Raw genomic sequence first — 22,563 nt, 5'->3', positions numbered from 1 at the left:
CAGGGCACACCCGCAGGGGGTGCCCTGTCCCGTTCCTCAAGGAGCCGCCGTCACGCCCGGAGGCGGGTCGGCGGCTCCCCGTGCGTCAGGAGCTGGGCCAGCTGTCCTCGACGGACTTCGTGACCTCTTCGGTGGAGGAGCCGTTGATCCAGTTCACGATGCCGCTCCAGAAGGAGTTGGCACCGACGGCGCCCGGCATGAGGTCGGACCCGTCGAAGCGGAACACCGTCTCGGGATCCTGCAGCAGCTCGATCGACTGGCGATCGAGGTCGGACTGCGCGTTGGCCGGGTCGAGCCCCTTGTTGGCGCTGATGGCCCCACCCTGCGACACACGGGCGTTCGCGAACTCGGCGCTGGCCAGGTAGGTCTGCAGTGCCTCGACCTCGGGCCGGTCGGCGTAGGCGCCGATCAGCTCGCCACCGCCGGTGATGGCGGTGCCCTGGGACTCGTCGATCGGCGGGGTCATGAAGGCCCAGACGTCGCCGTCCTCGGCCACCTCGGTGCCCTCGGGCCAGTTCGCCGCCTGGAAGGACGCCTGGTGGTGCATCGCGCAGCTGCCGTCGAGCACAGGCTGCCCGGCCTCCGAGAACGGGGTGGAGAGGATCGACCGGACGTCGCCGAATCCACCGTTGACCATGGTGTCGTCCTTCAGGATCTCGCCGACCCGGTCGAAGGAGTCGACGATCATCGGGTCGTCGAAGGGGATCTCGTGGGCGACCCACTGGTCGTACACCTCGGGGCCGTGCTCGCGCAGGACCGCGTCCTCCACCCAGTCCGTTCCCGGCCACCCCGTGGCCTCGCCGGACTCGAAGCCGGCACACCAGGGCTTCATCTCACCCTCCGAGGCGATGGTCCCACTGAGCTCCATCATCTCGTCCCAGGTGGTGGGGACTTCCCAGCCCTTCTCCTCGAACGTGGCGGGGACGTACCAGACGTAGCCCTTCACGTTGGCCAGCATCGGTGCGGCGTAGAACGTCCCGTCGACGGTGCCGTAGTTCTTCCAGTCCTCGGACCAGTTCTCGTCCACGAGGTCGGAGACGGCCTGCGGGGCGGGCACGAGGTTGGAGGCCTGGTCCGCGAGCAGCCCGGGCTGCGGGAAGATCGCGAGGTCGGGAGCAGTGCCACCCTGGGCGCGGACGCCGATCTGGGTCTCGAACTCCTTCGAGCCCTCGTAGGCGACGTCGATCCCGGTGCACTCCGAGAAGTCCGCCCAGGAGTTCTCGAGCAGTTCGGCCTCGAGGTCGACGATGGTCGAGTAGACGCTGACCTCCGCGCCGTCGAAGGTTCCGTAGGACTCGTAGGCGGAGCAGTCCGCGTCGCCCGATGTTCCTGCACTGTCGGAGCCGCCGGAACCGCACGCGGTCAGGCCGAGGAGGGAAACACTGAGGGCTGCGACGGGCAGCACCAATTTCCGTGCGCGAGAATTCGCCATTGCAAAAGACTCCTTTGTCCTGCGGCACGCGTGCCCCGAGCGCTCGGCACCACTGCCGCCCCGCCGAAACCGGTCCGCCTCACTGAATAGATAGGGAAAGAGTAAGCGCTTACGTACGGTCCGACAAGACCAGAGCCCTCAGGACTGCGTTCGATACCGGATCGTGACGTACGTCATGCGCCGAGGGTTCGTCAGTCGACGCGCTCACCGCGGGTGAAACGGACACGTGCCCCCGTGGTGATGCTGATGAGGACGGGGCTCCGGTACCCCGTCACGAGGTCGAGCGCCTCGATGAGGCGTGAGACCTCCTCCGCGATCACGTAGGGCGGAACACCTTTCCGGGGGAGCACGCGGACCCGCAGTCCGGGGACGCCGCCCACCAGCCAGGTGCTCACGGACGCGCTCGCGAGGTCGGACCGCTCGAGCAGCGCGGCCTTGAGCACCTGCTCCGCCGCGGCCGCCGTGATCGTCACCGTCCCGGCGGTATCGCCGTCGCCCCGCGCCGCATCGCGAGGGGCGGCCCGACGGAACGTCCCATGGCCCCGACCGTCGGCTCCGGCGAAAAGGCCCGTGCGGCCACGCCCCTGCGTTGCGATCCAGAGGATCAGCAGCACGATGATGAGCAACAGGACCGCCGCCAGGACGATCCACAGCCACGAATCGGACTGGCCCTCGAGCGTGGTGCCGGATCGCACGTCGTCGATCGCCTCCCCCACACGCGGCGCCGAGGCCGCCCACCATGCAGCGGCACGGGGCAGCGCCACGAGCGCGAGACCGGCGGCGCCCACCGACAGGGCGAGCAGGCCGACGACGGCGAGCAGGAGGCGATTGAGCGCCCGTGGTGTCGTGTTCACTGCCCGATCACGCCCGATTCGGCCACGACGACGGAGATCCTCGGAGCGGGTTCGACGCTCGAGCGTCGGAGGTCGTCCGCGACTGCGGCCCGCACGGCATCGGCATCGACCGGCACGCCCGATGTGGGCCTGATCTGGACGGTGACCGAGGAGCGGCCCACCGTCACGAGGACCTGCTCGGGTGCTACCCCGGCTGCGACCCGTGCTCGCCGCGCGAGCGAGGACGCCACCACCTCCGCGTCGACCACGACGGCCGCCCGCGGGTTCGGAATCGTGTACCGGGCGCGCCGGCCGGGGAGGACAGCCAGGAGCAGGAGCAGGACGCCGAGCACCACGAGCAGCAGCGCTCCTGTACCGAGCAGGGTCGGCGGCACGCCGGCCGGAAGCGCCCCGATCCAGGCGGCCGTGGCCTCGAGGTCCACGAGGAACGGACGATCGCCGACGGCGCGCAGCACGGCCTCGAAGAGCAGCACCAGGTGTGCGACCACGAGCACGATCGCCGTCATGACCGAGGGGACGGCACGCGAGGAATGCAGTTCGCGTCGCACGATCCGGGCGGTGACCGCCGGGGAGGAGCGGTCGGACGGATCGGCGCTCACAGGACCCTCGCCCCCTTCGTCACGGTGCTCCCGATGATGCGGATGTCCACCCGGCTGAGGCGTGCGCCGGTCAGGTGCTGCACCCGCTGCAGGATGGGGGTGCGTGCGGCGTCGGCCCGGACCCACAGCGGCCCACCGAAGGCCTCGAGGACCCGCGGGTCCTGGACCACACGGGTCAGAGCGGGAACCGGCAGGGGCAGGGAGAGCAGGAGTGCCAGGAGACCCCGGTCATCGGAGAAGGACGCCCTGACCTGCGCGGCCTGGACGCCGAGCACCTCGGCGGCCACTGCCCGGGCAGTGCTCGTCAACGCGTCCGTGGTGATGCGGTTGTGGCCGGCATACGACGGCGCGGAGGGGGCGTGGTCGGGCGTCATGGAGCACAGGGGCCGGGCAGTCCTGCGGGGCGGTCTGCGGTGGTCACGAGGACGAGCGTCGACCGGACAGGGCGTCGAGGACGCCGCGCAGATCGAGCTTGCCCTCGGCGATGCGCCCTGCGAGGGCTCCACAGAGCATCAGCACGAGCGTGAGCAGGAAGCCCCAGAAGCCGAAGACCAGGGCCGCGAAAGCGAGGACGGCGCCTGCCGTCATGCCGATGGTGGTGGGTGTCATCGCCGCATCACTCCACCGGCTGCTTGAGCGAGGAGGCGCCGGTCGGACGGGGTTTGTCCGCCGCCTTCGATTCGGCGGCTGGCTGGATGTGGACGTCGAGGACTTCGATGTTCACCTCGATGACCTCGAGTCCCACGAGATCGGTCAGGGCCTCGTAGACGGCGGCCCGCACGGCGTCGGCCAACGCATTGAGTGGGAACCCGTAATCCGCGACGAGGCTGATATCCACGGCGAGCTGGGTCTGCCCAACCTCCACCTTGACGCCGTGGGCGAGATCGTTGGCCCCGACGGCGTCCCGGATCGCGCCCAGCGCGCGTCCGGCTCCCGGCCCCAGCGCGTGCACGCCGGGCACGGACCGCGCAGCGATGGCGGCGATCTTGACGGCCGCCGGATCCCCGATCACCGTCCGGCCCGCCGGCGCATCCTGCAGGGCGGGCGCGGGCCGCCCCATGGGTTGCTCGATCATCGGAGAGTCCCCTTTCACTTGAGCCCAAGCCTAAGCCACAGGCCCGGCCACGCTGCCGCGAGACAGCCGACGGCTCGGATCAGCGCGTGGCGCAGTGGCGGTCGAGCCAGTCCTCGACGGGCAGAATCGCCTGCCGGAAAGCGACCTCGTCGAAGGTACCCGACCCCTCCGGTGGGGCTTCCATGGTGTGGGCGAGCGCGGTGAAGTCGTCACTCAACTCGGCGGGCATCTTCTCGCGGAGATCCAGGATCTGCTGCTCGAGGACCACGAGCTGCTGATGAGTGGAGGAGGGGCCGAGACTCAGCGGAGCCAGCATGACCGTGGTGACGCCGCCGGCGACCATCACGCAGTGGTCGGACGGATCGGAGGCCGCCTCGGCCTCGGCGCTGCCGTCTGTCCGTCCTGTCGGATCGGCCGGCGAGGGCTCTGTCGACGGAACGGCCGATCGGGCGGCCTCTGCCGAAGGACTTGCGGGCATGATCAGGACGGTCTCGACCGGCGACGGCGCTCCCTGACTGCAGCCACTCAGGCTCGCGAGGACAGCGAGGGCACCAAGAGAACCGAGTAGGAATCTCACAAGTGTCCTTTCAGATCGGTGCAGTGCCGGAGGTGACAACGGGCGAGGGTCCCACTCCTCTCCCAGGTGGTTCTCCTGGGTAACGTCCGGACTCCGGCCGCGGGACTTCTCGACGGACGCGTCGCACCCGCGCTGATCGTACGGGGCCAACCAGCGGATTGGCTGGGAGGCGCACGCGCCGGCCGGCCGGCGCGCGGGAGATCGAGAAGAGGGTGCACGAAAAAACCCCGCGTTCCGAGGAACTACGGGGTTTTCAGCGGTGGCTCCGACCGGCGTCGATCCGGTGACCTTTCGATTTTCAGTCGAACGCTCTACCAACTGAGCTACAGAGCCTTGCGACCATCATTCCGATGATCACCGTATCCAGCCCGGCCGGCCCCCGAGGGGTACCAGCCGCCTGAGCGACCCTGACGGGACTTGAACCCGCGACCTCCGCCGTGACAGGGCGGCGCGCTAACCAACTGCGCTACAGGGCCTTGCTAACATCACTTGCTGTTTTTGCAAGAGCTCCAGCCTACCAGCACTTTTCGTGCCGGTTGACCGCCCGTGAGGGCTGCCCATGCGTACCCCCAACGGGATTCGAACCCGTGCTGCCGCCGTGAAAGGGCGGTGTCCTAGGCCGCTAAACGATGGGGGCCCGGGCCACGCGTCGAAGTACCGCTACCTGCCGGAAGACCTGCTTTCCCGGCGGATCACTCCCTGTCGTGGACCTATAAAACTATAGGGGCACGGAAGGGATTCCACAAAATCGCACCAGGGGCGCCCGCCCGGGTCAGGCGCGCGTGCGGGCTGGGAAGCACCCGAGTCCCCTGGCTCGCCCCGAGCTCACCCCGGACCGGTGCGGCTGCAGGGAATCGGTACGATCAGGGCGTGCCCTTCGAGATCCCGCGCCCGGAATTCGAGGATGCCGTCGACGATGCCATCGACCGCATCCCAGAGGACCTTGCGCGCGCCATGGACAACGTGGCCATCTTCGTCGTCGAGGAGTACCAGCCGGGTCCGGGCGAGCCGCCGGACACCGAGCTGCTCGGCCTCTACGAGGGCACGCCACTGACCGAACGCGATTCCTGGTGGGCGAGCGGATCGCTCCCCGACCGGATCAGCATCTTCCGCGGACCGCTCATGCGCCACTGCGAGTCCCGCGAGGAACTGGTGGAGGAGATCCTGGTGACGGTGGTGCACGAGATAGCCCACCACTTCGGAATCGACGACGATCGGCTGCACGAGCTCGGGTGGGGGTAGGCCGACACGCACGCAGGTGCCATGGAATGACAACCTGCGTCGAAGCCTTGCAACACTGGTCGCCGTCGTCGTGATCGGCTGCACAGCCGCCGTTCCCTCCCTCGCCGCTCCGAACGCCCCGCTCCCCCGGGTCTCGGACATCCCCTCCGATCAGGACATCCGGCGCACTCAGGACGACACAGCCACCGCGGCAGGTCTGGTCAGGGAGATCGAAGGGACGTCCGCCGGTCGCATCTGAGGCACGCAGTTGGGGGCCCGGGACGCGAGGGAGGGGCGTCGAGCGGAGGTGAGCCTCCGCCCGCAGGAGTGTCGATCAGCGGGCGGGAGCGATCATCGGGCCGAAAGCGCTCCGGTCCTCGAGGCGCGGATCGGCACGGTCGGGGACCACGAGCACGGGTCCCCGCGCATGGTGCAGCACACCCTGGCTCGTCGAGCCGAGGAGCATGCCGGTGAAACCGCCCCGGCCGCGCGTCCCCACGACCAGCAGTTCCGACGTCGCGGACGCACTGATGAGGACCTCCGCCGGGGACCCGTCCACGAGCTCGACCCGGATGTCCACGTCGGGGTAGTGGCTCTGCAGCCAGTCGCGCCCTGCCGCCAGCTGGACGGCGAGATCGGCGTGCAGGGCCTCCCGGTCCACGGGCGCGGGTACCCAGGCGAGCGACCCGTTGAAGGGTGCGACGGAGCAGATCACCCGAAGGGCGAGCCCGCGCGACCGCGCTTCCTCGGCGGCCGCGAGCGATGCCATGCGGGCCTGCTCCGAGCCGTCGACGCCGACCACGACCACGGGCTCGACGACGGCCTCCGAGCTACCGCCGTCCCGGTCCCTGCCCTGCTTCTTCCCCAGGTCGGGACGGCCGAGGCGCGCCCCGGTGCACACGGGGATGACCGCCGTCGGGCACTTCGCATGCGCCGGGAGGGCGCTGCTGACCGAGCCGAGTAGGCGTCCCACGAAGCCTCCGCGGCCACGCGAGCCGACCACCATCAGCTCGGCCTCCTCGGACAGGTCGAGGAGCACGCCGGCCGCGTCGCCGGTTTCGATGCGGGCGTGCACCTCCACGGAGATGCCCTCGATATGCGTCAGGGCCTCCTGTAGCACGGACTGCGCGCTGTCCCGGATCACGTCGTCGTCCACCGTGGCATACCCGGCGTCCATGCTCGACGCCGCGAAGACGGGGATGGTGTAAGCGGTCACCACATAGAGCGGGGCCTTTCGCCGCTCGGCCTCCTGCGCCGCCCAGAGCAGCGCGCACGTGCTCTGGTCCGAGCCGTCCACACCGACGACTATCCCGTGCTGCGCCAGCCCCTGCGACGGTCCCTGTGCATGCTCGCTGCCCACGGCAGGCCTCCCTCGGTCGCGTGTCCCTGCCACCTGTGGCGGCCGGTCAACCATTTGTAGCGCACTGTCGTTCATCGGTCCATCCACACCCCGGGCGCGGCCTATCCACGGTCCAAAAAGTTATATAGGCTTCGAGAACCCGTTGCCGGGGCTGGCCCTCGGGCACGTTCCCTGCGCGTAGTGCTCTTGGCTGACCCGTTCGCAGCCAAGAGTCCGTACGGCCCGGAAGAGGCGCCGGGCCGTACGGGACCAATGCTTCGTGTGGAGGTAACTCGGTGGATGCGCTGCCGCTTGATCCGGTCCGTTCTGCGTCGGCGATGTCCGCACCGGCAGAGCAGACGAGCACCGTGGTGATCGGCTCCGGGCTGTCCGGCCTCGCCGTCGCGAGCGAACTCAGCCGCCGCGGTATCGACTCGATCGTCGTCGAGAGCCTCGAGTGCTTCGACTCCGGCGCCATGCGAACGGTCATGACGGACACGGTCTCCCTCTCGGAGCGCACCGAGCTCATGCGGCTCCTTCGCGGCTACGCCGCCGCCCACCAACTCGACGTCCGGCAGAGCACCGTCGCGGAACACCTCAGCATCATCGGGCACCCCAAGCTCATCACCGCACCCGTGGGCAGCAAGAAATGGGCCGTCCAGACGGCCGACGGTGTCCTGCTCGCCGACCACGTGGTGCTCACCAAGTATCCGCAGAACGAACTGCGCAGGTTCCTGCGCTCCATGGGCATCGCGATCGGCCGGGACTTCAGGGCGGCACTGCGGGCCATCGGCCTGCACCTGGTAGGAGTCGGCGAGCTGCTGACACCCACCACGCGGGAGATCCTGCGTCAGGCGAAGCTCGTCAGCGACGCCATCCAGGCACAGGGCCCGGCCGTGCTGAACCGCATCTCGCCGCCCCGCGCCGCCATCTCACCACTCGGAGCCTGACCCCCGGGGTCCTGCCCGTCCGGACGCTGGTCCGCGTCCGCCGTTCGGTACCCGCGCCGCCTACCCCTGCCTGCCGGCTCCGAGCTTCTTCCGGGCCGTGACGCCGAGTACGACGGCGATGACCACGAGCGCCCCGATCATCAGGATGATGCTCCACGGGAAGTCACTGACGCCCGCCCGCTCGACCTCGTTGTCCGGTGCGTCCTGCGCATCGATCGGGCCGGCGGTCGTGGCCACATCGGGAGCCGTCGTCGAGCCTTGCTGGGCGGTGAAGGCGAAGGTGCCCTCGATCGGGTGGGAGTCGGAACTCACGACGCGCCAGTTCACCGTGTACTCGCCGGCGGGCGCACCGGGCTGCAGTGCCTGCGTGGCGGACCGGTCCACGATCTCGACGGGCCCGTCCGCCCAGTCCTTCCCGGCCTCGTCCAGAACCTGCACCTGAGCGCCGATCCCCGAGGGGACATTGGAGAAGTCCAGTTCGAGACTCGGGGGCAGCACCTCGAGGGTGGCGCCGTCGGCCGGGGTGGTACCGGTCAGCTCATCGTGTGCCTGGGCTGCACCACCGGCCCCGAGGAGCACGGTGAAGGCGAGGACGACGGCGGAGACCAGGGCGGAGACGCTACGGGCACGGCGACGACGCCCGCCGGGGGTTGTCGCCGGATGCTGGGGGGTCACGGGGAGAAGGGCAGCCATGGTGCAACCCTACGCGGACACTCCGACCGCGTGCTGGGACATCTGCGCGGTCGGACCGCGTTACGCGGACGGCTCTCCGCCGGTCACCGGGATAGAATCTTCGCGACTGCTCCCCTGCCCCTTCCGCCCGAGGATCCCCCATGCTCAAAACTGGTTCCGTGCTGGACCGCTACTTCGACATCACGCAGCGGGGGTCGACGTTCTCGCGGGAGATCCGTGGTGGCCTCGCCACCTTCTTCGCCATGAGCTACATCGTGGTGCTCAATCCCCTGATCCTTGCCGGCGCGGATTCCTCCGGCGCCGAGCTGGGCTTCGAACGGGTCGCCGCCGTCACGGCCCTCGTCGCGGGCATCCTGACCATCGTGATGGGGGCCTGGGCCAAGTACCCGTTCGCCCTGGCCACGGGTCTCGGCGTCAACGCGTTCGTCGCCATCACGGTGGCCACCAACCCGGGGCTGACCTGGCCGGACATCATGGGCCTCGTCATGCTGGCGGGCCTCACGATGCTCGTCCTCGTACTCACGGGGTTCAGGACGGCGGTCTTCAACGCCGTCCCCGAGAGCCTCAAGACGGCGATCGTGGTCGGCATCGGCCTCTTCATCGCCCTGATCGGCCTCGTCAACGCGGGCTTCGTGCGCCGCGTGCCGGACGTCGCCAACACCACCGTGCCCGTGGGGCTCGGCTTCGGCGGGGTGCTCATCGGCTGGCCCACGCTGGTCTTCGTCTTCGGTCTCATCCTCACGATCGCCCTCGTGGTGCGCCGCGTCCGCGGGGGGATCCTCATCGGCGTCCTCGCAGCGACCGTGCTCGCCGTCGTCCTGGAGGCCGTGTTCGACGTGGGCCCGAGCGTCACGCCCGGCCAGGACCCGAACCCCGCGGGGTGGTCGCTGGTGGTACCGGAACTGCCCTCGGGCACGTGGGTCGGGGTCCCCGATCTCACCCTGATCGGCAACGTGAGCCTCTTCGGCGCCTTCGGGCACCTGGGCGGCACGGCAGCGCTCCTGCTGACCTTCACCATCCTGCTGAGCATCTTCTTCGATGCGATGGGCACCATGGTGGGCCTCGCGAACGAGGCGAAGCTCGTCGACGAGAAGGGCAACATCCCGGGCGTCGACCGCGTGCTGATCGTCGACGCACTCGGCGCCGTCGCCGGCGGGGCAGGCTCCGTGTCCTCGAACCAGATCTACGTCGAGTCGGGCGCCGGCATCGGGGAGGGCGCCCGAACAGGTCTCGCGAACGTGGTCACCGGCCTGCTGTTCCTGCTGGCCATGTTCCTCACGCCGCTGATCAGCCTCGTGCCGTTCGAGGCCGTGGCCCCGGCGCTCGTGGTGGTCGGCTTCATGATGGTGGCGCAGGTGGGACGCATCGACTTCGACGACTGGGGCATCGCCATCCCGGCGTTCCTCACCTTCACGCTGATGCCTTTCACCTACTCGATCGCGAACGGCCTGGGCGCCGGATTCATCGCCTTCGTGCTGATCCGCGCCATCCAGGGACGGGGCCGCGAGGTCCACCCGCTCATGTGGGTCGTGGCCGCCGCGTTCGTGGTGTTCTTCGGCATCGGGCCCATCGAGGAACTGCTCGGCATCTAGCGTCCGCAGCTCAGGAGGAGCCGCCCCGCGGCCGCAGGCGGGCCTCCTCGACGTCCATGATGCGCTGCGCTCGCGCCAGGACGCGCGAGGAATAGGTCCCGCGGGCGCGGGCGGCGAGGAGCGCCTGCCGTTCCGCCTCCAGGACCGCGAGCCGGAGGTCGCGGTACTGACGGTGCGGTGACCGCACGAGCTTCTGCTCCGGCAACCGCGCCTTCTCCCACTCGAACTCCCCGCGCATGCCCGTGTCCGCCCGCACCCGGTCCAGGACGTCGTCGTCCACCATGACGTCCTCGCCGACGATCGATTGAGCGTCGTCGAGGACCCGCAGGCCCTCGACACGCAGTTCGTCGAAGAGCGTGGCGGACTCCTCCCGGTCCGTCGCGGCGTCGATCCCCTCGATCCTGAGCAGCCGGATGAGCGCCGGCAGGGTGCTGCCCTGCAGCAGCAGGGTGGCGACGGCGACCGTGAACGCGATCAGCACGAGTTGCTCGCGGTAGGCGAAGGAGGACGGCAGGGACTGCGCCGCCGCGAGCGTCACGACGCCCCGCATGCCGGACCAGCCGAGGACGGTGGCGCCCTTCCAGCCGAACCCCTCGCGGCGCTCGAGCTCGAGATCCGCCTGCCGCCGCTCGTAGAGGCGGGTGAGGGCGCGCTGCCGCCGCTCCTGCCGCGCATCGAGGGTCCGTTTGCGCCGCAACCGCCCGAGACCGCGGCGCAGCTGGACCGACCGGCGCTCGGCCCTGCTCGGGAGTCGCCGCATGAGCAGGACCAGGGGGAAGACCCACAGGAAGCGCAGGAGGATGAGCACGAGGGTGGTCAGCAAGCCGATCAGCACCGTGTCCGTGATACTCAGCAGCGACTCGTCGATGTTCTGGAGCAGGCCACGGATCTCGAGGCCGATGAGCAGGAAGACGCCGTTCTCCAGGAGGAACTGCACTGTCCGCCAGTTCACGCCGTCACTGATCCGGGCCCGCGCATCGAGGTGGCTGGCGCTCCGGTGGCCCGTGTACAGGCCCGCGACGACGACGGCCAGCACCCCGGACGCGCCGAGCTCCTCCGCGGGGACGAACGCGATGAACGGGACGGCGAAGGAGATCGCGGTGTCGAGCACCGGGTCGTCGAGCCTGCTCCGGACGAAGACCGTCACGAGGCCCACCGCGAACCCCACCAGGGCCGCCGCGGCAACGGCGAACACGAAGTCGCCGATGACGGACCCGAACCCGGTCATGGCGCCCGCCGACGCCGCGACGGCGCTGCGCAGCAGGACCAGGGCAGTGGCGTCGTTCACGAGCCCTTCGCCCTCCAGCACCGTGAGCAGCCGGGGCGGAAGTCCCAGCCGTCGCCCGATCGAGGTCGCCGCGACGGCGTCGGGCGGGCTCACGACGGCCCCCAGCGCGATGGCCGCCGCCAGGCCGAGCCCGGGGAGCAGCAGGTGGAGGATGAGTCCCGTGACGAAGGCTGAGACCACCACGAGCGCCACGGAGAGACTCGCGATGGGCGTGAGGTTCCGGCGGAAGTCCGTCACGGGTGTCTTGATCGCTGCGGCGTAGAGGAGCGGCGGAAGGATCCCGCCGAGGATCCACTCGTCGGGGATGCTGAAACTGGGCACCCCCGGGACGAACGAGAGCCCGATCCCGACGACGACCAGCAGGAGCGGTGCGGCCACACCGACGCGTTTGGCGAGAACTGCCACCGCGACGAGGACGGTGATCCCGATGATGCCCAACAGTCCCGGTTCCACGCGCCCAGCCTAGTTCCTGGCGGGTGGCGCCGCCGTCGTCGTCCGTGCCATCAGTCCGTGAGTGCCTGTGCCCCCGCGGCGAAGCTGCGCACCCGCGCGTCCTGCCAGAGATGGGCGGGCACTCCCCCGCCGAGCAGTTCCCGCGCCAGGCCGGGGGCGTCACCGAGCGGCGCATCGCTGCCCGCGACGATCACGTTCCCGTAGCGCCGTCCCTTGAGCATGGCCGGGTCGGCGAGGATGACCGTGTGGGTGAACTCCGCACCGATGGTCGCGGCCTCACGTTTGGCCATCGCGAGATTCGGGCCGTCACCGCAATTGACCACGTACACGCCGTCCGGCGCCAGAACACGCTTGGCCGCCCGGGTGAACTCCCGCGTGGTGAGCGGCTGCGGAGTCACCGCGCCGGCGAAGACGTCCCGGATCACGAGATCGCGGCTGGCCTCGCTGAGTGATTCCGTCACGGCCCGGGCCTCGCCGACCCGGATGCGCACCAGCGGCGCACGCGGGAGGTCGAACCACTGGCGCACCAGCTCGGCCAGGCGCCCGTCGAGTTCGACGACGACCTGGCGCGCCTGCGGATGCGATGCTGCGAAGCGGCGCGCGAGGGAGCACGCCCCACCACCGAGGTGCAGCACCCGGAGCCTGTCCGTGCCGGCCCACCGCGCGTCGACCAGCGATGCGATCCAGCGCATGTACTCGAAGTCGAGCTGCAGGGGGTCCGCCAGGTCGATGTGCGAGCTGGGTACCCCGTTGATGCGCAGCACCCAGCCGTTGGCGTTGTACGGATCCGGCTCGAGTTCACAGGTGCCGGTGTCGATCGGGAACTCGCCGATCTCCGGGCGGGGTCCCGACGGCTTCGCCATCAGCGACGGCCCGCGACGGTGCCGGCGGGCACGAGGGGCGCAGTTCGCGGCCGTACCTCTTCACCGGACAGGGCGCAGCGCGGCGAGGTGAGGCGGGGGGTGGGCATGCCTCTCATGCTAGCCGGGGCCGGGCGGCGTTCCGCGCCTCGTTCGGGCCTTGCCGTCGACGGCGTCAGGCGGGCCGGTCGGCGCGGTGCATCCGGAACATGGGCCGGTAGTGCCAGGTGGGACCGCAGAGCATCGCCGTGCCGTCGGGTTCGAAGCCGTTCCGGCGGTAGAACTGCTCGGCGCGCGGGTTGTGATCGAGGATCCAGAGGTAGGCGGCGCGCGTGCCGATCGCGGTGTCGAGCAGGCGCTGCCCGAGGCCGGTCCCGTGGGTGCTCTGCAGGGTGTAGATGTGATGCAGCTCGAAGTCGGGGCGGTCGTCGTCGCGGCCGGGCCCTGAGGTCGCGATCGCCACGGGCCCGCCGTCGTCGTCGAACGCCAGCCAGCTCCGCGCGCTGCCGGGCGTCCCCGCCGCCTCCTCGAAGGCCGTGCGACGCCGCTCGATGATGGCGGGCAGCTCGGCGTCGTAGTAGGCGTGGTACTCGGGCGGCATGATGTGCTCGTACGTCTCGTGCAGGCAGGCCACGTGGGTGCGCGCGTAGGCCTCGGCGTCGTCGACCGTGGCCGGGCGGATCACGTACGGGAGCGTCAGCAGGGGCTGTGTCACGGCCCCAGTTTAGTGGCCTCGGGCTACCGAGTGGGGACCCGTGTTCATCGGCCCCGGGTCACCCGTCCCGATGGGTATCGCGAATCAGGAGTGGCCCTCGAACTGCTCCTGCTCGGCGAGAGCGGCTTCGAGGCGGTCGAGCTTCCCCGTGAGCTCACCCGTGCGGCCGGGGCGGATATCGGCCTTGAGGACCAGCGAGACGCGGCTGCCGTACCGGCCCACCGCCTCGGTGGCATTCTTGATCACGGCCATCACCTCGTCCCATTCACCCTCGATCGTGGTGAACATCGAATCGGTGTGGTTCGGCAACCCGGACTCGCGGACGACGGCGACCGCGGCGGCCACGGCGTCGTGCACCGACCCCTCCGGGTTCTCGCTCGTGAGATCGGAGGAACCGGACGGGGCGACGCTGAAGGCTACGAGCATGGCCCCAGTCTGGCACGTCGGCGTCCTGTCGGGGAGCCCCCGTGCGACGTCCCACGGTTCTGGCCGACGTCGTCGAGCCGCTCGACGTCGTCCTCGCGGGGCTCGGCGCACATCGCGGCTGGGCGCATACCCGCGGCGCAGTGCCAGACCCGGCGTGACGCCCCCGCGCATCTGACAGCCCGGCTCGGCGCGCCCGCCGCCCACCGCGCGCAACACCCATCGCGGACGCGAACCCGCGGCGGAGTGCTCAGGACGAGCGGGCAGCTTCCCGTCGATGGAGCCACGCGCTGAAGGGGGCGGTGGAGATGCCGTGGACGATCACAGAGAGCGTGATGGCCAGCGTGCTGTAGATGAAGATGTCCTGATTGCCCGTCATTCGCTCGGCAAGGGTTGCGTAGAAGAGGGCCGAGACCCCGACCGGCCCGAACCAGCCGAGGAAGACCGTCTGCGGGACGTCGTGGATACGACGCAGGAAGGGGCGCAGGAGGGCGAGTGCGACCGCACGGCGCAGCAGCACTGCGGCGAGGAGGACGACCGGCACGCCCAAGCCGAGGGCGGACCACTCCTCCCAGGGCAGGGCCAGACCGAGCAGGATGAAGATCGGCAGGAGGAAGAACCTGTTCACGGCATCCTCGATGGAGTCCTCCTCGTTCTCGTCCTGTTGCGGGATGACTTGCCCGAATACCGCAGCGGCGACGAACACGGCGAGTACTGCGTCGGTGCCGAGGAGCTTGCCGGCGCCCAGGACCAGGAGGGAGAACGGGACAAGGAACCCGAGGTAGGAGCTCTCCTCCATCAGGCCCCGGTCCTTCGCCAGGACGAAGAGCTTGCCGAGGACGAAGCCGAGGACCGCGCCGAACAGGGCGGCCCCGAGAACCTCCCGGAGGAGGACTGTCGTCAGGAGCTCCCGTGCCGCGGTCGCAGGTGAGGTGAGGAGCAGGACCGGTAGCAGGACGAAGAGGTATCCGAGCCCGTCGTTCAGTCCGCTCTCGGAGGAGATGTCGTAACGCACACCGGCGGGCACCTTCTCCTTCGCCAGCGAGCCCGTGACGATCGGCGTCGTCACCACCGGGTCCGTCGGTGTGATGACCGCGCCGAGTGTCAGCGCGACGAGGAACGGTACGCCCAGCAGCGCCCAGAGGATGCCAGTCGCGACAGCGAACATCGCGACCATCCCGAGGGCGATGACCGAGATGACCCATCGGCGGCTGCGGCGCCAGTAGCCGTGCGGCAGGCGCAGGGCCACACCGGCGAGACCGACGGCGAGGGTCACCCGCGCGGTCTGCTCGAGCAGGTCGCCGGCGGGCAGGCCGAAATCCTCGATACGAATGATGCCGAGGGCTGCAGGCCCGAGCAGCACCCCCGAGGCGAGCGCCAGGACGGGGCCGGGCAGGCTGATCCTTTGCAGGACCGACGACGCCAGTGACAGGAGCAGGATGACACCGGCGAAGAGGGCGAGGATGAGGTTGATATCGATGGTCGGCACCACCTTCCGTAAGCGTCCGAGGAGCGGGGCGCAATCCACAGTAGCCTTGGTATCGGTCACGGGTGGGTCACGATGCCCCCGCGCAGCAGGCTTGATGGGAGTCACGCATGGATACGGTCCTCACGATCGCGGGAGCCGCGCTCATTGTCGTTGGCCTCCTCGACACCTACCAGTCCCTGGTGCATCCGAGCGGGACCGGTTTCATCAGTACCTGGGTCATGCGGTCCCTGTGGGCATTCTCCCGGCGCATGGGGCACCGCCTGGGATCGGCCATCGGGCCGGCCATCATGGTCGCCGTGCTCATCCTCTGGGTGGTGATGCAGGTTCTCGGGTGGGCGCTGGTGTACCTTCCGCACGTTCCCGCCGGGTTCTCCTACTCTCCGGGGATCGAACCAGCCCGGTACCCCGATTTCCTGGAGGCTGCGTACATCTCGAGCGTCACGCTCGCGACCCTCGGTTTCGGCGACGTAGTGGCGACGAACGCCTGGTTGCGCTTCCTCAGTCCGTTCGAGGGCCTGGCCGGCTTCGCCCTACTGACGGCTGCGCTCACGTGGTTCACACAGGTGTACCCACCACTGTCCCGGCGTCGTTCCCTGGCTCTCGAGCTCAAGGGCCTGGCCGATGTGCACTACCCTGATGCAGTGCCCGACCTGGACCCGCGGGACGTGACACGTGTGCTCGACACCCTCGCGTCGCAGGTCGTGGTGGCTCGGATCGACTTCACGCAGCACGCCGAGACCTACTACTTCCAGGAGGAGGACCCCTGCCTCTCCCTGGCCCGGCAGATCCACGTGGCGGTCCGGATTCAGCGAGCTGCGGCATCCGGCGCCACGCCTGATCTGCGGCTGAGTGCCGCCCGGCTCGAGGCTGCCCTCGACGAGCTGGCCTCGAAGCTGCAGGACGGTTTCCTGACATCGGCGGATGACGGCGAGGTCTTCGCGGCCTACGCGGCGGATCACGGGCGTCGTGGCAACAGCGACTAGCAGCGACTAGCAGCGGATCGTGCGGTAAACCCGCGGCAGCGGGTCAGACCCGCGGTACCGCCCCCGCGGGTCTGACCGCCCGGCTCGGCGGTACACAGCGGGGTGGCCCGGCTCGGCGGTACACGGCGGCGGATGGCCCAGATCGGCGGGCCTCCTGGTGCACGACGACGGCGAGACGTCCCCGTGCACACGGGAGGCCCGGACGTCGACGCCCGGGCCTCCCGTTCGGTGTGCATCAGGGGCCGGTGACCCGGAGGGCCTCCCATCCGAGGAGCTCGCCGTCGCCCGTGAAGACGACGATCTTGTTGTTCCCCGGGCGCGTGTCCTCCGGTGTGGTCACCGTGACCTCACCGGCAGCGGATGCCTGGCGCCAGCCGAGGCCCGTGCTGTCGAGGTACACGTAGAACCAGCTGCCCGGCTCGAGGTTCTCCAGCACGACCTCGTTGGCACCGCGCCCGTATTTCTCGCCGGCCAGGCCGAGATCGATGCGCGTCGACTGCTTGAGCTCCTTCGCCCCCGCGGGTTCCGGGACGAAGGACGGCTCCTTATTCACCAGGTCGCCCTGCCCACGATCCTCGCCCGTGTAGGCGATGCTCGGCGCGGGAGGTGCCTGCATGTCCATGCCGAGGAAGTAGGAGGTGTGCGGCGGCTGGTTGTAGGAGGTGTTCTGCCCGGCCACACCCAGCCGGTAGGTGGAATCCGACTGCAGGGTGCGCAGCCGGTGCTCGGTCAGGTCGACTGTCGTCGCGATCCGCAGCGCCGAGGAGTCCTCGGTCCGCGTCACGATCTCCTCGCGCCAGTCACCGAACAGGTCCGCCTGGAGGGCGGGATTCGCCTTCGTGGTGTTGTTGCTCAGCGTCCCTTCCGCCCGATAGATCTCCTCGGCCTCCTGGGTCTCGGGGTTCCACTTCGAGATGGTCGGCACTCCCGCGGCGATCTCGGTGTCGTAGTCGTTGTCCGTGATCTCGCGGAGGAGGTCGGCGTCCCACCAGGTGACGAAGTTGGCGGCCGGAATCTTCTCCGAGAGCAGTTCACCCTTCGCGGACCTCAGCTGCCCCACGGGCGAGTTGTAGGACGCGTCCCCGCCGATCGCCCAGCCCTCGGCCCCCGGATGGTTGGGATCGATGTCCGCCATCGTGGTCCGGCCGGTGTCGCGGGTCGCCGGGATGGACCAGAGGATCTCGCCCGTCGCGGCGTCCCGGAAGGTAGCGCCCAGGTTGCCCGAGGAGCCCATGTCCTCGTGCGCAGCGAAGACCTCCAGTCCCGGCCGTGACGGATCGAAGTCCGAGACGTGCAGGGCGTCACCGTGGCCGAGGCCCGTGGTGTACAGCGCGTCGCCGTCGTCGTCGATGGTCATGGACCCGAAGACGATCTCGTCCTTCTGGTCGCCGTCGACATCCGCGACGGAGAACTGGTGGTTGCCCTGGCTGCGGTACTCGTCACCGGAGACATCGGAGTCGAACGTCCACCGTGAGGTGAGGTCCGTGCCGTCGAAGTCGAAGGCGGCGATGACCGCCCGGGTGTAGTAGCCGCGGCTGAACACCACGCTCGGCTTCTCGCCGTCCAGGTACGCCACGCCCGCCAGGAAGCGGTCCACCCGGTTGCCGTAGGTGTCGCCCCAGGAGCCGACGTCGCCCCGGGCGGGCACGTAGTCGATCGTGTCGATCGCGGCACCGGTCTCACCGTCGAACACGGTCAGGAATTCGGGACCGCTGAGGACGTAGCCGGCGGAGTTGCGGTAGTCGGCGGTGGCACTGCCGATCACCGTGCCCGCGCCGTCGACGGTGCCGTCGGCGGTCTTCATGGTCACTTCGGCCTTGCCGTTGCCGTCGAGGTCGAACACCTGGAACTGCGTGTAGTGCGCGCCGGCCCGGATGTTCTTCCCGAGGTCGATCCGCCACAGCCGCGTGCCGTCGAGCTTGTAGGCGTCGACGTAGACGGTGCCCGTGTAGCCGGCCTGCGAGTTGTCGCGGCTGTTGGTCGGGTCCCACTTGAGGATGATCTCGTACTCGCCGTCGCCGTCGACGTCACCCACGGAGGCGTCGCCCGCCTTGTAGGAGTAGGGCTGCCCGTCCTTGGTGACGGCGTCGGCCGGCTTGTCGAGGGGTACGTCGAGGTACTGCTGGCCCCACACGGTGAAGTCCTCCGTGGCCCAGCGTTCGACGCCGTCCACGATGGAGCTGACCCGGTAGGTGACATCGCCGGAGCCGTCCGCGTCGAGCAGGTTCGTGCTGTCGGTGACGGGCTCACTGGTGATCCGTTCGCCGTCGCGGTAGACGTGGAACGCGATGGCGTCGTCGTCGAGCCCGAGCATGCGCCAGCCCACGTACACGCCGTACGCGCCCTGCACGGCGACGGGTGCGCGGTCGAGCCGCTCGGCCTGGCGCTGCAGGGTGGTCGCGGCCGGGGAGGTGATGGTGGAGGACCGATCGGACGTGCCGCCCGCGTTCACCGCGGTCACCGCGTACGTGTACTCGATGGTCGTCAGCACGTCCGTGTCGGTGAACGTCGCCCCGTCCGCGCGGCCCACGAGCTCGAGGTCGCCGAGCGACCCGTCCGCCGTCGGCTCGGCCCGGTACACCTGGTAGAACAGGGCGCCGTTCGACGGCGTCCAGGTGATGGTCACGTCGTTCTTGTTGACGGCGCCGAGGGCCAGACCGGTCGGCACGGGCGCCACCGGGACGTCCGGATCAACCGTGGTCAGTTCGAGCGGGTTCGACGCGACGGATTCCGTGCCGGCCGCGTCGAGCGCCACCACGGTGTAGGTGTACGCCAGGCCGACGTCGGCCGTGGTGTCCCTGAAATCGGGGGCGTCGGTGTCACCGACGGCGACCGGGGCGTTCCCGGCCGACGCGCGGTACACGCGGTAACCCGCAGCACCCTCGGTGGGTTCCCAGCCGAGGTCGACGGTGACGGCGGACCCGTCGATGGTGAGATCGTCGAGCACCAGCCCGGACGGCGCCAGGATCAGCGGCGTGATCTCGATGCCGTTGAGACGGGACGACGACCCGGTGAGCACGAGGTTCAGCTGCCCGTCCGTGACCTGTACCGGCTGGCTGACCTTCTGCGAGACCGAGGCGCGGCCCGCGTTCGAGTCGCCGAAGTTCTTGCCCTCGAGCTGGATGGTGGAGCGGCTGGTACCGATCCAGTCGCCGTTGTAGGTCTTCACGGCGTAGGAACCGTTCGGGACGTCCACCGCGAACTCGTGGGTCGTCGTCGGGAGCAGGAAGTCGCGCTCCAGGTCGGTCGGCGCCGGGTCGAAGCCGACGCCCCGGTCGCGGCCGCCCAGTCCGGAGACGTCGAGGAAGCCCCACCCGCGGTCGGCGTCGTACGTGCTGTTCTGGTTCACCTCGGTGTAGCCCGGCATCACGGGATTGCCGGCGAGCTGCACGTCGAACGAGTAGAGCGGCGCCTTGGTGGTGACCCTGACGGCTGCGGACGGCGCGGAATCGCCGCGTCCGTTGACCGCGACGACCCGAAGATCGTAGGACTCCCCCTCGGTCAGACCGCTGACAGCGGCCTGCGGGAGCGTCGACGTCGTGACCAGCGCGTAGGCGTCGTCGGCGTCGGACGCCTTCTTGACGCTGATCTTGTAGATGTCCGCACCGTCCACGGCCTGCCACGTGAGCTGCGCTCCCGCGTTGGAGATGTTGCTCGCGACGACGCCCGCGGGTGCCGCGGGAACCGCTGCGGGCGGCTCGACGGCGGCCACGTTGTCCGCGAGCGGGATGTCCAGGGCGGCGACGTCGGTAGCCACGAGGCGGGCCATCTGGATGGCGCCGTAGTCCTGGAAGTGCGTGTCATCGGCGGTGCCGGTGGGGCGGTTCGCATACACCCCGGCCGGGACGTGGAGGAAGACGGACTTCGCGGCCTCGGCGCCGATCCCGGTCAGGTAGGCGCGGCTGGAGGCGGAGAGATCCACGACGGGCGTGCCGGTCTCTTCCGCGAGCGCCTTCACGGCATCCACGTAGGCGGGGAAGGAGACATTCGCCTCTCCCGTCGCGGCGTCGAAGGAACGGCGCGAGACCGGAGTCACGAGGACCGGGGTGGCTCCGCGCTGGCGCGCGCCGTCCACATAGGTGCGCAGGTACTCGTAGTAGTCGGCCGGGGCCGCGAACCGGTCGTCCACGCCGTAGCTGTTGTCGTTGTGGCCGAACTGCACGAACAGATAGTCGCCGGGACGGATGGTGCGGAGCACCTCGTCGAGACGGCCCTGGCTGATGAAGTTCTTCGAGCTGCGCCCGCCGATCGCCTTGTTCTCGACGGTCACGCCGTCGTCCAGGAAACGGTCGACCATCTGACCCCAGCCCGCCTGCGGAGCGTAGTCGCTGGTGTAGGTCTGGACGGTGGAGTCGCCCGTGATCCACATCGTCGGCTCGGCACCCTCGGTCCGCTCCCCCTGGCGCGTGAGCACGAGGGCGTTCAGGTTGGGCGCGGTACCCGCGAAGTCCAGGTTCAACTGGCCGTCCACGACGGCGATGTCGAAGGACATCTCGAGGAATTCGCCGGTGGCCTTCGTGGTGGGCTGGACCTTCGCCATCTGCTCGGCGGTGATGGCGACGTCGGTGGGGCCGCCCGCGTCACCGGCGATCAGGTCCACCGCGTAGTCGCCGTTCGGGAGGTCGACGACGAGTTCGGTGTCGCCGACGGTCACGAAGTCGCCTCGGGTGGCATCCTGGCCGCCGCGGTCGGTTGCCGTGACCTTCGTCGGGTCGATGAACCCGACCCTCGTCGTCGCCGAATAGGCGGAGGTGGCATCGAGCCGGACCGACCCCTGCGCCGTCGTGCCACTGCCGAGATCGAAGGTCAGGACGCCGCCGTCGGGCAGGGCGGGCGGGTCGTCGAGGGGGTTCGAGACCGTCAGGCTCGACGGCGCCGAGAGGCCGTCCGCGGCCCGGGCCTGGACGCGGTAGAAGTTGGGGGTGGAGGTCTCGGCCGTCGGGTCGGTGACGAAGACGTCGCGCCCTGCAGCCGTCTCGGCCACCTGCTCGAACGGCCCGGTTGCGGAGGAGGAGCGGGAGACGATGTAGCCCGCGGCACCGGCCACCTCGTTCCAGCGGAGGACGACGCCGTCCGCTGCGACGTGAGCGACGCGCAGATCCTGCGGGGCCGCGAGGGCGGACTCGGGTTCGTCGGGGTCGGGCTCGACGGGTGCGGTCGGAGCTTCCGTGATGACGATCCCGTTGACATAACCGCCGGCCCCCGGTCCGGAGACGTCCACCGTCAACTGCCCGTCACTGACCGTGGTGCGCCAGGTCTGCTGCTCCACGGCCTGCCGGGCCTGCACCACACCGGCGGGCGTGCCCTCGAGGGAGATCGAGGTCTTGGTGGTGCTGGTCCCGGCGAGCTGATCCCCGGAGAGCACCGTCACGTCGTACGTGCCATTAGGCACATCCGCCACGAATCCCCAGGCGGCGCCGAGGACGAAGTCGTTGGCGACGGCGTCCGGCGTTCCTGCCTGGCGGTACCGGGAGACGGGGGCGGCGCCGTCGACCGGGACGATGCCGAAACTGGCACCCGGCGCGTAGGTGGTGGAGTCTGCAACCCGTTCCCACCCCTCCTCCACAGGGCTCGAGGCGGTGCCGAAATCGAAGGAGTAGGTACGGGGCGGATCGGCGGCGACGGCCGGAGCGCCCATGAGCGCCAGGCTGAGGATGGTGACGCCGGCGAGGAGTGGAGACGCCAAACAGGCGCGCTGAAGACCGGGATGTGGCATGGGGAGGTACCTTCTCGTTTCGTCATTGAAAACGGCTACTGGACTCCGACCACCCTTCCCACGGGCCGGGTACGGCGGCACGAGGAGCGCTGAGACGCGGTCGGTGTCGTCAGCCTAGCGGGGCCTCGAGGGGGGATCAAGAGATTTGGGAAAACGCTTCCCGTTCGAGGTGTCCGTCCACGCCGGCCCAAACCCGCGGCACCGTGTCAGACCCGGCGTAACGCCCCCGCGGATCTGGCAGCGCGGCGCGGCGCGCACACCCGATAGGTTCGTGGGGGGCGCTCGCCGAGGGTGCAGCGACGGA

20 protein-coding genes and 3 tRNA genes are annotated in these 22,563 nt (G+C 69.7%); 5 read left to right on the top strand and 18 right to left on the bottom strand.

Annotated features, from left to right (window positions below; genetic code table 11):
* Nucleotides 1-85: 85 nt before the first annotated feature.
* The 10 genes from FJV46_RS09195 to FJV46_RS09150 form a co-directional block, all read right to left on the bottom strand.
* Nucleotides 86-1,432, bottom strand: a complete 1,347-nt coding sequence (locus tag FJV46_RS09195) for an ABC transporter substrate-binding protein (protein WP_087027705.1) — start codon at nucleotides 1,430-1,432, stop codon at nucleotides 86-88.
* Between the two features lie 191 nt (nucleotides 1,433-1,623).
* A complete protein-coding gene (locus tag FJV46_RS09190) occupies nucleotides 1,624-2,286 on the bottom strand; it encodes a hypothetical protein (RefSeq protein WP_087027704.1) in 663 nt (220 codons plus the stop codon).
* Nucleotides 2,283-2,885 (bottom strand): DUF6286 domain-containing protein, encoded by a 603-nt coding sequence (locus tag FJV46_RS09185; protein WP_087027702.1) that lies wholly within the window; start codon nucleotides 2,883-2,885, stop codon nucleotides 2,283-2,285. The genes FJV46_RS09190 and FJV46_RS09185 overlap by 4 nt, the downstream gene beginning before the upstream one ends.
* Complete coding sequence (locus FJV46_RS09180) at nucleotides 2,882-3,259, bottom strand: hypothetical protein (protein WP_087027701.1); 378 nt, start codon at nucleotides 3,257-3,259, stop codon at nucleotides 2,882-2,884. The genes FJV46_RS09185 and FJV46_RS09180 overlap by 4 nt, the downstream gene beginning before the upstream one ends.
* A gap of 43 nt (nucleotides 3,260-3,302) precedes the next feature.
* On the bottom strand, nucleotides 3,303-3,494 hold the full coding sequence (locus FJV46_RS09175; RefSeq protein WP_087027699.1) for a DUF2273 domain-containing protein: 192 nt from the start codon (nucleotides 3,492-3,494) through the stop codon (nucleotides 3,303-3,305).
* A gap of 7 nt (nucleotides 3,495-3,501) precedes the next feature.
* Nucleotides 3,502-3,960 (bottom strand): Asp23/Gls24 family envelope stress response protein, encoded by a 459-nt coding sequence (locus FJV46_RS09170; RefSeq protein ID WP_087027698.1) that lies wholly within the window; start codon nucleotides 3,958-3,960, stop codon nucleotides 3,502-3,504.
* 79 nt (nucleotides 3,961-4,039) lie between these two features.
* On the bottom strand, nucleotides 4,040-4,438 hold the full coding sequence (locus FJV46_RS09165; RefSeq protein WP_126130545.1) for a hypothetical protein: 399 nt from the start codon (nucleotides 4,436-4,438) through the stop codon (nucleotides 4,040-4,042).
* A gap of 359 nt (nucleotides 4,439-4,797) precedes the next feature.
* Nucleotides 4,798-4,870 (bottom strand) — tRNA-Phe (locus FJV46_RS09160).
* A gap of 69 nt (nucleotides 4,871-4,939) precedes the next feature.
* Nucleotides 4,940-5,013: transfer RNA gene (locus FJV46_RS09155), tRNA-Asp, on the bottom strand.
* A gap of 88 nt (nucleotides 5,014-5,101) precedes the next feature.
* Nucleotides 5,102-5,174, bottom strand: a tRNA-Glu gene (locus FJV46_RS09150).
* Between the two features lie 233 nt (nucleotides 5,175-5,407).
* Here FJV46_RS09150 and FJV46_RS09145 point away from each other — a divergent pair.
* Both FJV46_RS09145 and FJV46_RS09140 read left to right on the top strand, forming a co-directional pair.
* Complete coding sequence (locus FJV46_RS09145; RefSeq protein WP_232008554.1) at nucleotides 5,408-5,779, top strand: metallopeptidase family protein; 372 nt, start codon at nucleotides 5,408-5,410, stop codon at nucleotides 5,777-5,779.
* Nucleotides 5,780-5,795: 16 nt separating this feature from the next.
* A complete protein-coding gene (locus FJV46_RS09140; protein WP_104150512.1) occupies nucleotides 5,796-6,017 on the top strand; it encodes a hypothetical protein in 222 nt (73 codons plus the stop codon).
* Nucleotides 6,018-6,092: 75 nt separating this feature from the next.
* On the opposite strand, the gene FJV46_RS09135 is transcribed toward FJV46_RS09140, so the two are convergent.
* Nucleotides 6,093-7,118: a universal stress protein gene (locus tag FJV46_RS09135; protein ID WP_232008553.1), complete on the bottom strand. Its 1,026-nt coding sequence runs from the start codon at nucleotides 7,116-7,118 to the stop codon at nucleotides 6,093-6,095.
* A 275-nt stretch (nucleotides 7,119-7,393) separates the two neighbouring features.
* Between FJV46_RS09135 and FJV46_RS09130 the strand changes: the two genes are divergently transcribed.
* Nucleotides 7,394-8,047: an FAD-dependent monooxygenase gene (locus FJV46_RS09130; RefSeq protein ID WP_232008552.1), complete on the top strand. Its 654-nt coding sequence runs from the start codon at nucleotides 7,394-7,396 to the stop codon at nucleotides 8,045-8,047.
* Between the two features lie 60 nt (nucleotides 8,048-8,107).
* Here the strand turns inward: FJV46_RS09130 and FJV46_RS09125 are convergent, their stop codons facing one another.
* Complete coding sequence (locus tag FJV46_RS09125; RefSeq protein ID WP_087027690.1) at nucleotides 8,108-8,740, bottom strand: copper resistance CopC family protein; 633 nt, start codon at nucleotides 8,738-8,740, stop codon at nucleotides 8,108-8,110.
* Between the two features lie 140 nt (nucleotides 8,741-8,880).
* Between FJV46_RS09125 and FJV46_RS09120 the strand changes: the two genes are divergently transcribed.
* Nucleotides 8,881-10,332 (top strand): NCS2 family permease, encoded by a 1,452-nt coding sequence (locus tag FJV46_RS09120; RefSeq protein WP_087027688.1) that lies wholly within the window; start codon nucleotides 8,881-8,883, stop codon nucleotides 10,330-10,332.
* A 10-nt stretch (nucleotides 10,333-10,342) separates the two neighbouring features.
* On the opposite strand, the gene FJV46_RS09115 is transcribed toward FJV46_RS09120, so the two are convergent.
* The 5 genes from FJV46_RS09115 to FJV46_RS09095 form a co-directional block, all read right to left on the bottom strand.
* A complete protein-coding gene (locus tag FJV46_RS09115) occupies nucleotides 10,343-12,073 on the bottom strand; it encodes a cation:proton antiporter (protein ID WP_087027687.1) in 1,731 nt (576 codons plus the stop codon).
* Nucleotides 12,074-12,123: 50 nt separating this feature from the next.
* Entirely contained in the window at nucleotides 12,124-12,936 is an 813-nt protein-coding gene (locus FJV46_RS09110) for a spermidine synthase (protein ID WP_087027685.1), read from the bottom strand.
* 172 nt (nucleotides 12,937-13,108) lie between these two features.
* Nucleotides 13,109-13,648: a GNAT family N-acetyltransferase gene (locus FJV46_RS09105; protein WP_232008551.1), complete on the bottom strand. Its 540-nt coding sequence runs from the start codon at nucleotides 13,646-13,648 to the stop codon at nucleotides 13,109-13,111.
* Between the two features lie 84 nt (nucleotides 13,649-13,732).
* Nucleotides 13,733-14,074: a thiamine-binding protein gene (locus FJV46_RS09100; protein ID WP_087027683.1), complete on the bottom strand. Its 342-nt coding sequence runs from the start codon at nucleotides 14,072-14,074 to the stop codon at nucleotides 13,733-13,735.
* A 247-nt stretch (nucleotides 14,075-14,321) separates the two neighbouring features.
* Nucleotides 14,322-15,560 carry a cation:proton antiporter domain-containing protein gene (locus tag FJV46_RS09095; RefSeq protein WP_232008550.1) on the bottom strand — a complete coding sequence of 413 codons (1,239 nt, stop codon included), beginning with the start codon at nucleotides 15,558-15,560 and terminating at the stop codon, nucleotides 14,322-14,324.
* Between the two features lie 107 nt (nucleotides 15,561-15,667).
* Between FJV46_RS09095 and FJV46_RS09090 the strand changes: the two genes are divergently transcribed.
* Nucleotides 15,668-16,543 carry a potassium channel family protein gene (locus tag FJV46_RS09090; RefSeq protein WP_087027682.1) on the top strand — a complete coding sequence of 292 codons (876 nt, stop codon included), beginning with the start codon at nucleotides 15,668-15,670 and terminating at the stop codon, nucleotides 16,541-16,543.
* Between the two features lie 235 nt (nucleotides 16,544-16,778).
* Here the strand turns inward: FJV46_RS09090 and FJV46_RS15700 are convergent, their stop codons facing one another.
* Nucleotides 16,779-22,229, bottom strand: a complete 5,451-nt coding sequence (locus tag FJV46_RS15700) for a rhamnogalacturonan lyase family protein (RefSeq protein ID WP_269461564.1) — start codon at nucleotides 22,227-22,229, stop codon at nucleotides 16,779-16,781.
* Nucleotides 22,230-22,563 lie beyond the last annotated feature (334 nt).

This window comes from Arthrobacter agilis, assembly GCF_006494655.1.
GTDB lineage: Bacteria > Actinomycetota > Actinomycetes > Actinomycetales > Micrococcaceae > Arthrobacter_D > Arthrobacter_D agilis.
This window is presented reverse-complemented; position numbering and strand designations above follow the sequence as displayed.

Coding starts and splice junctions, on each gene's coding strand:
- FJV46_RS09170 (WP_087027698.1), bottom strand. CDS start 3,960: ATGATCGAGCAACCCATGGGGCGGCCCGCGCCCGCCCTGCAGGATGCG.
- FJV46_RS09175 (WP_087027699.1), bottom strand. CDS start 3,494: ATGACACCCACCACCATCGGCATGACGGCAGGCGCCGTCCTCGCTTTC.
- FJV46_RS09180 (WP_087027701.1), bottom strand. CDS start 3,259: ATGACGCCCGACCACGCCCCCTCCGCGCCGTCGTATGCCGGCCACAAC.
- FJV46_RS09110 (WP_087027685.1), bottom strand. CDS start 12,936: ATGGCGAAGCCGTCGGGACCCCGCCCGGAGATCGGCGAGTTCCCGATC.
- FJV46_RS09125 (WP_087027690.1), bottom strand. CDS start 8,740: ATGGCTGCCCTTCTCCCCGTGACCCCCCAGCATCCGGCGACAACCCCC.
- FJV46_RS09165 (WP_126130545.1), bottom strand. CDS start 4,438: ATGCCCGCAAGTCCTTCGGCAGAGGCCGCCCGATCGGCCGTTCCGTCG.
- FJV46_RS09090 (WP_087027682.1), top strand. CDS start 15,668: ATGGATACGGTCCTCACGATCGCGGGAGCCGCGCTCATTGTCGTTGGC.
- FJV46_RS09100 (WP_087027683.1), bottom strand. CDS start 14,074: ATGCTCGTAGCCTTCAGCGTCGCCCCGTCCGGTTCCTCCGATCTCACG.
- FJV46_RS09195 (WP_087027705.1), bottom strand. CDS start 1,432: ATGGCGAATTCTCGCGCACGGAAATTGGTGCTGCCCGTCGCAGCCCTC.
- FJV46_RS09120 (WP_087027688.1), top strand. CDS start 8,881: ATGCTCAAAACTGGTTCCGTGCTGGACCGCTACTTCGACATCACGCAG.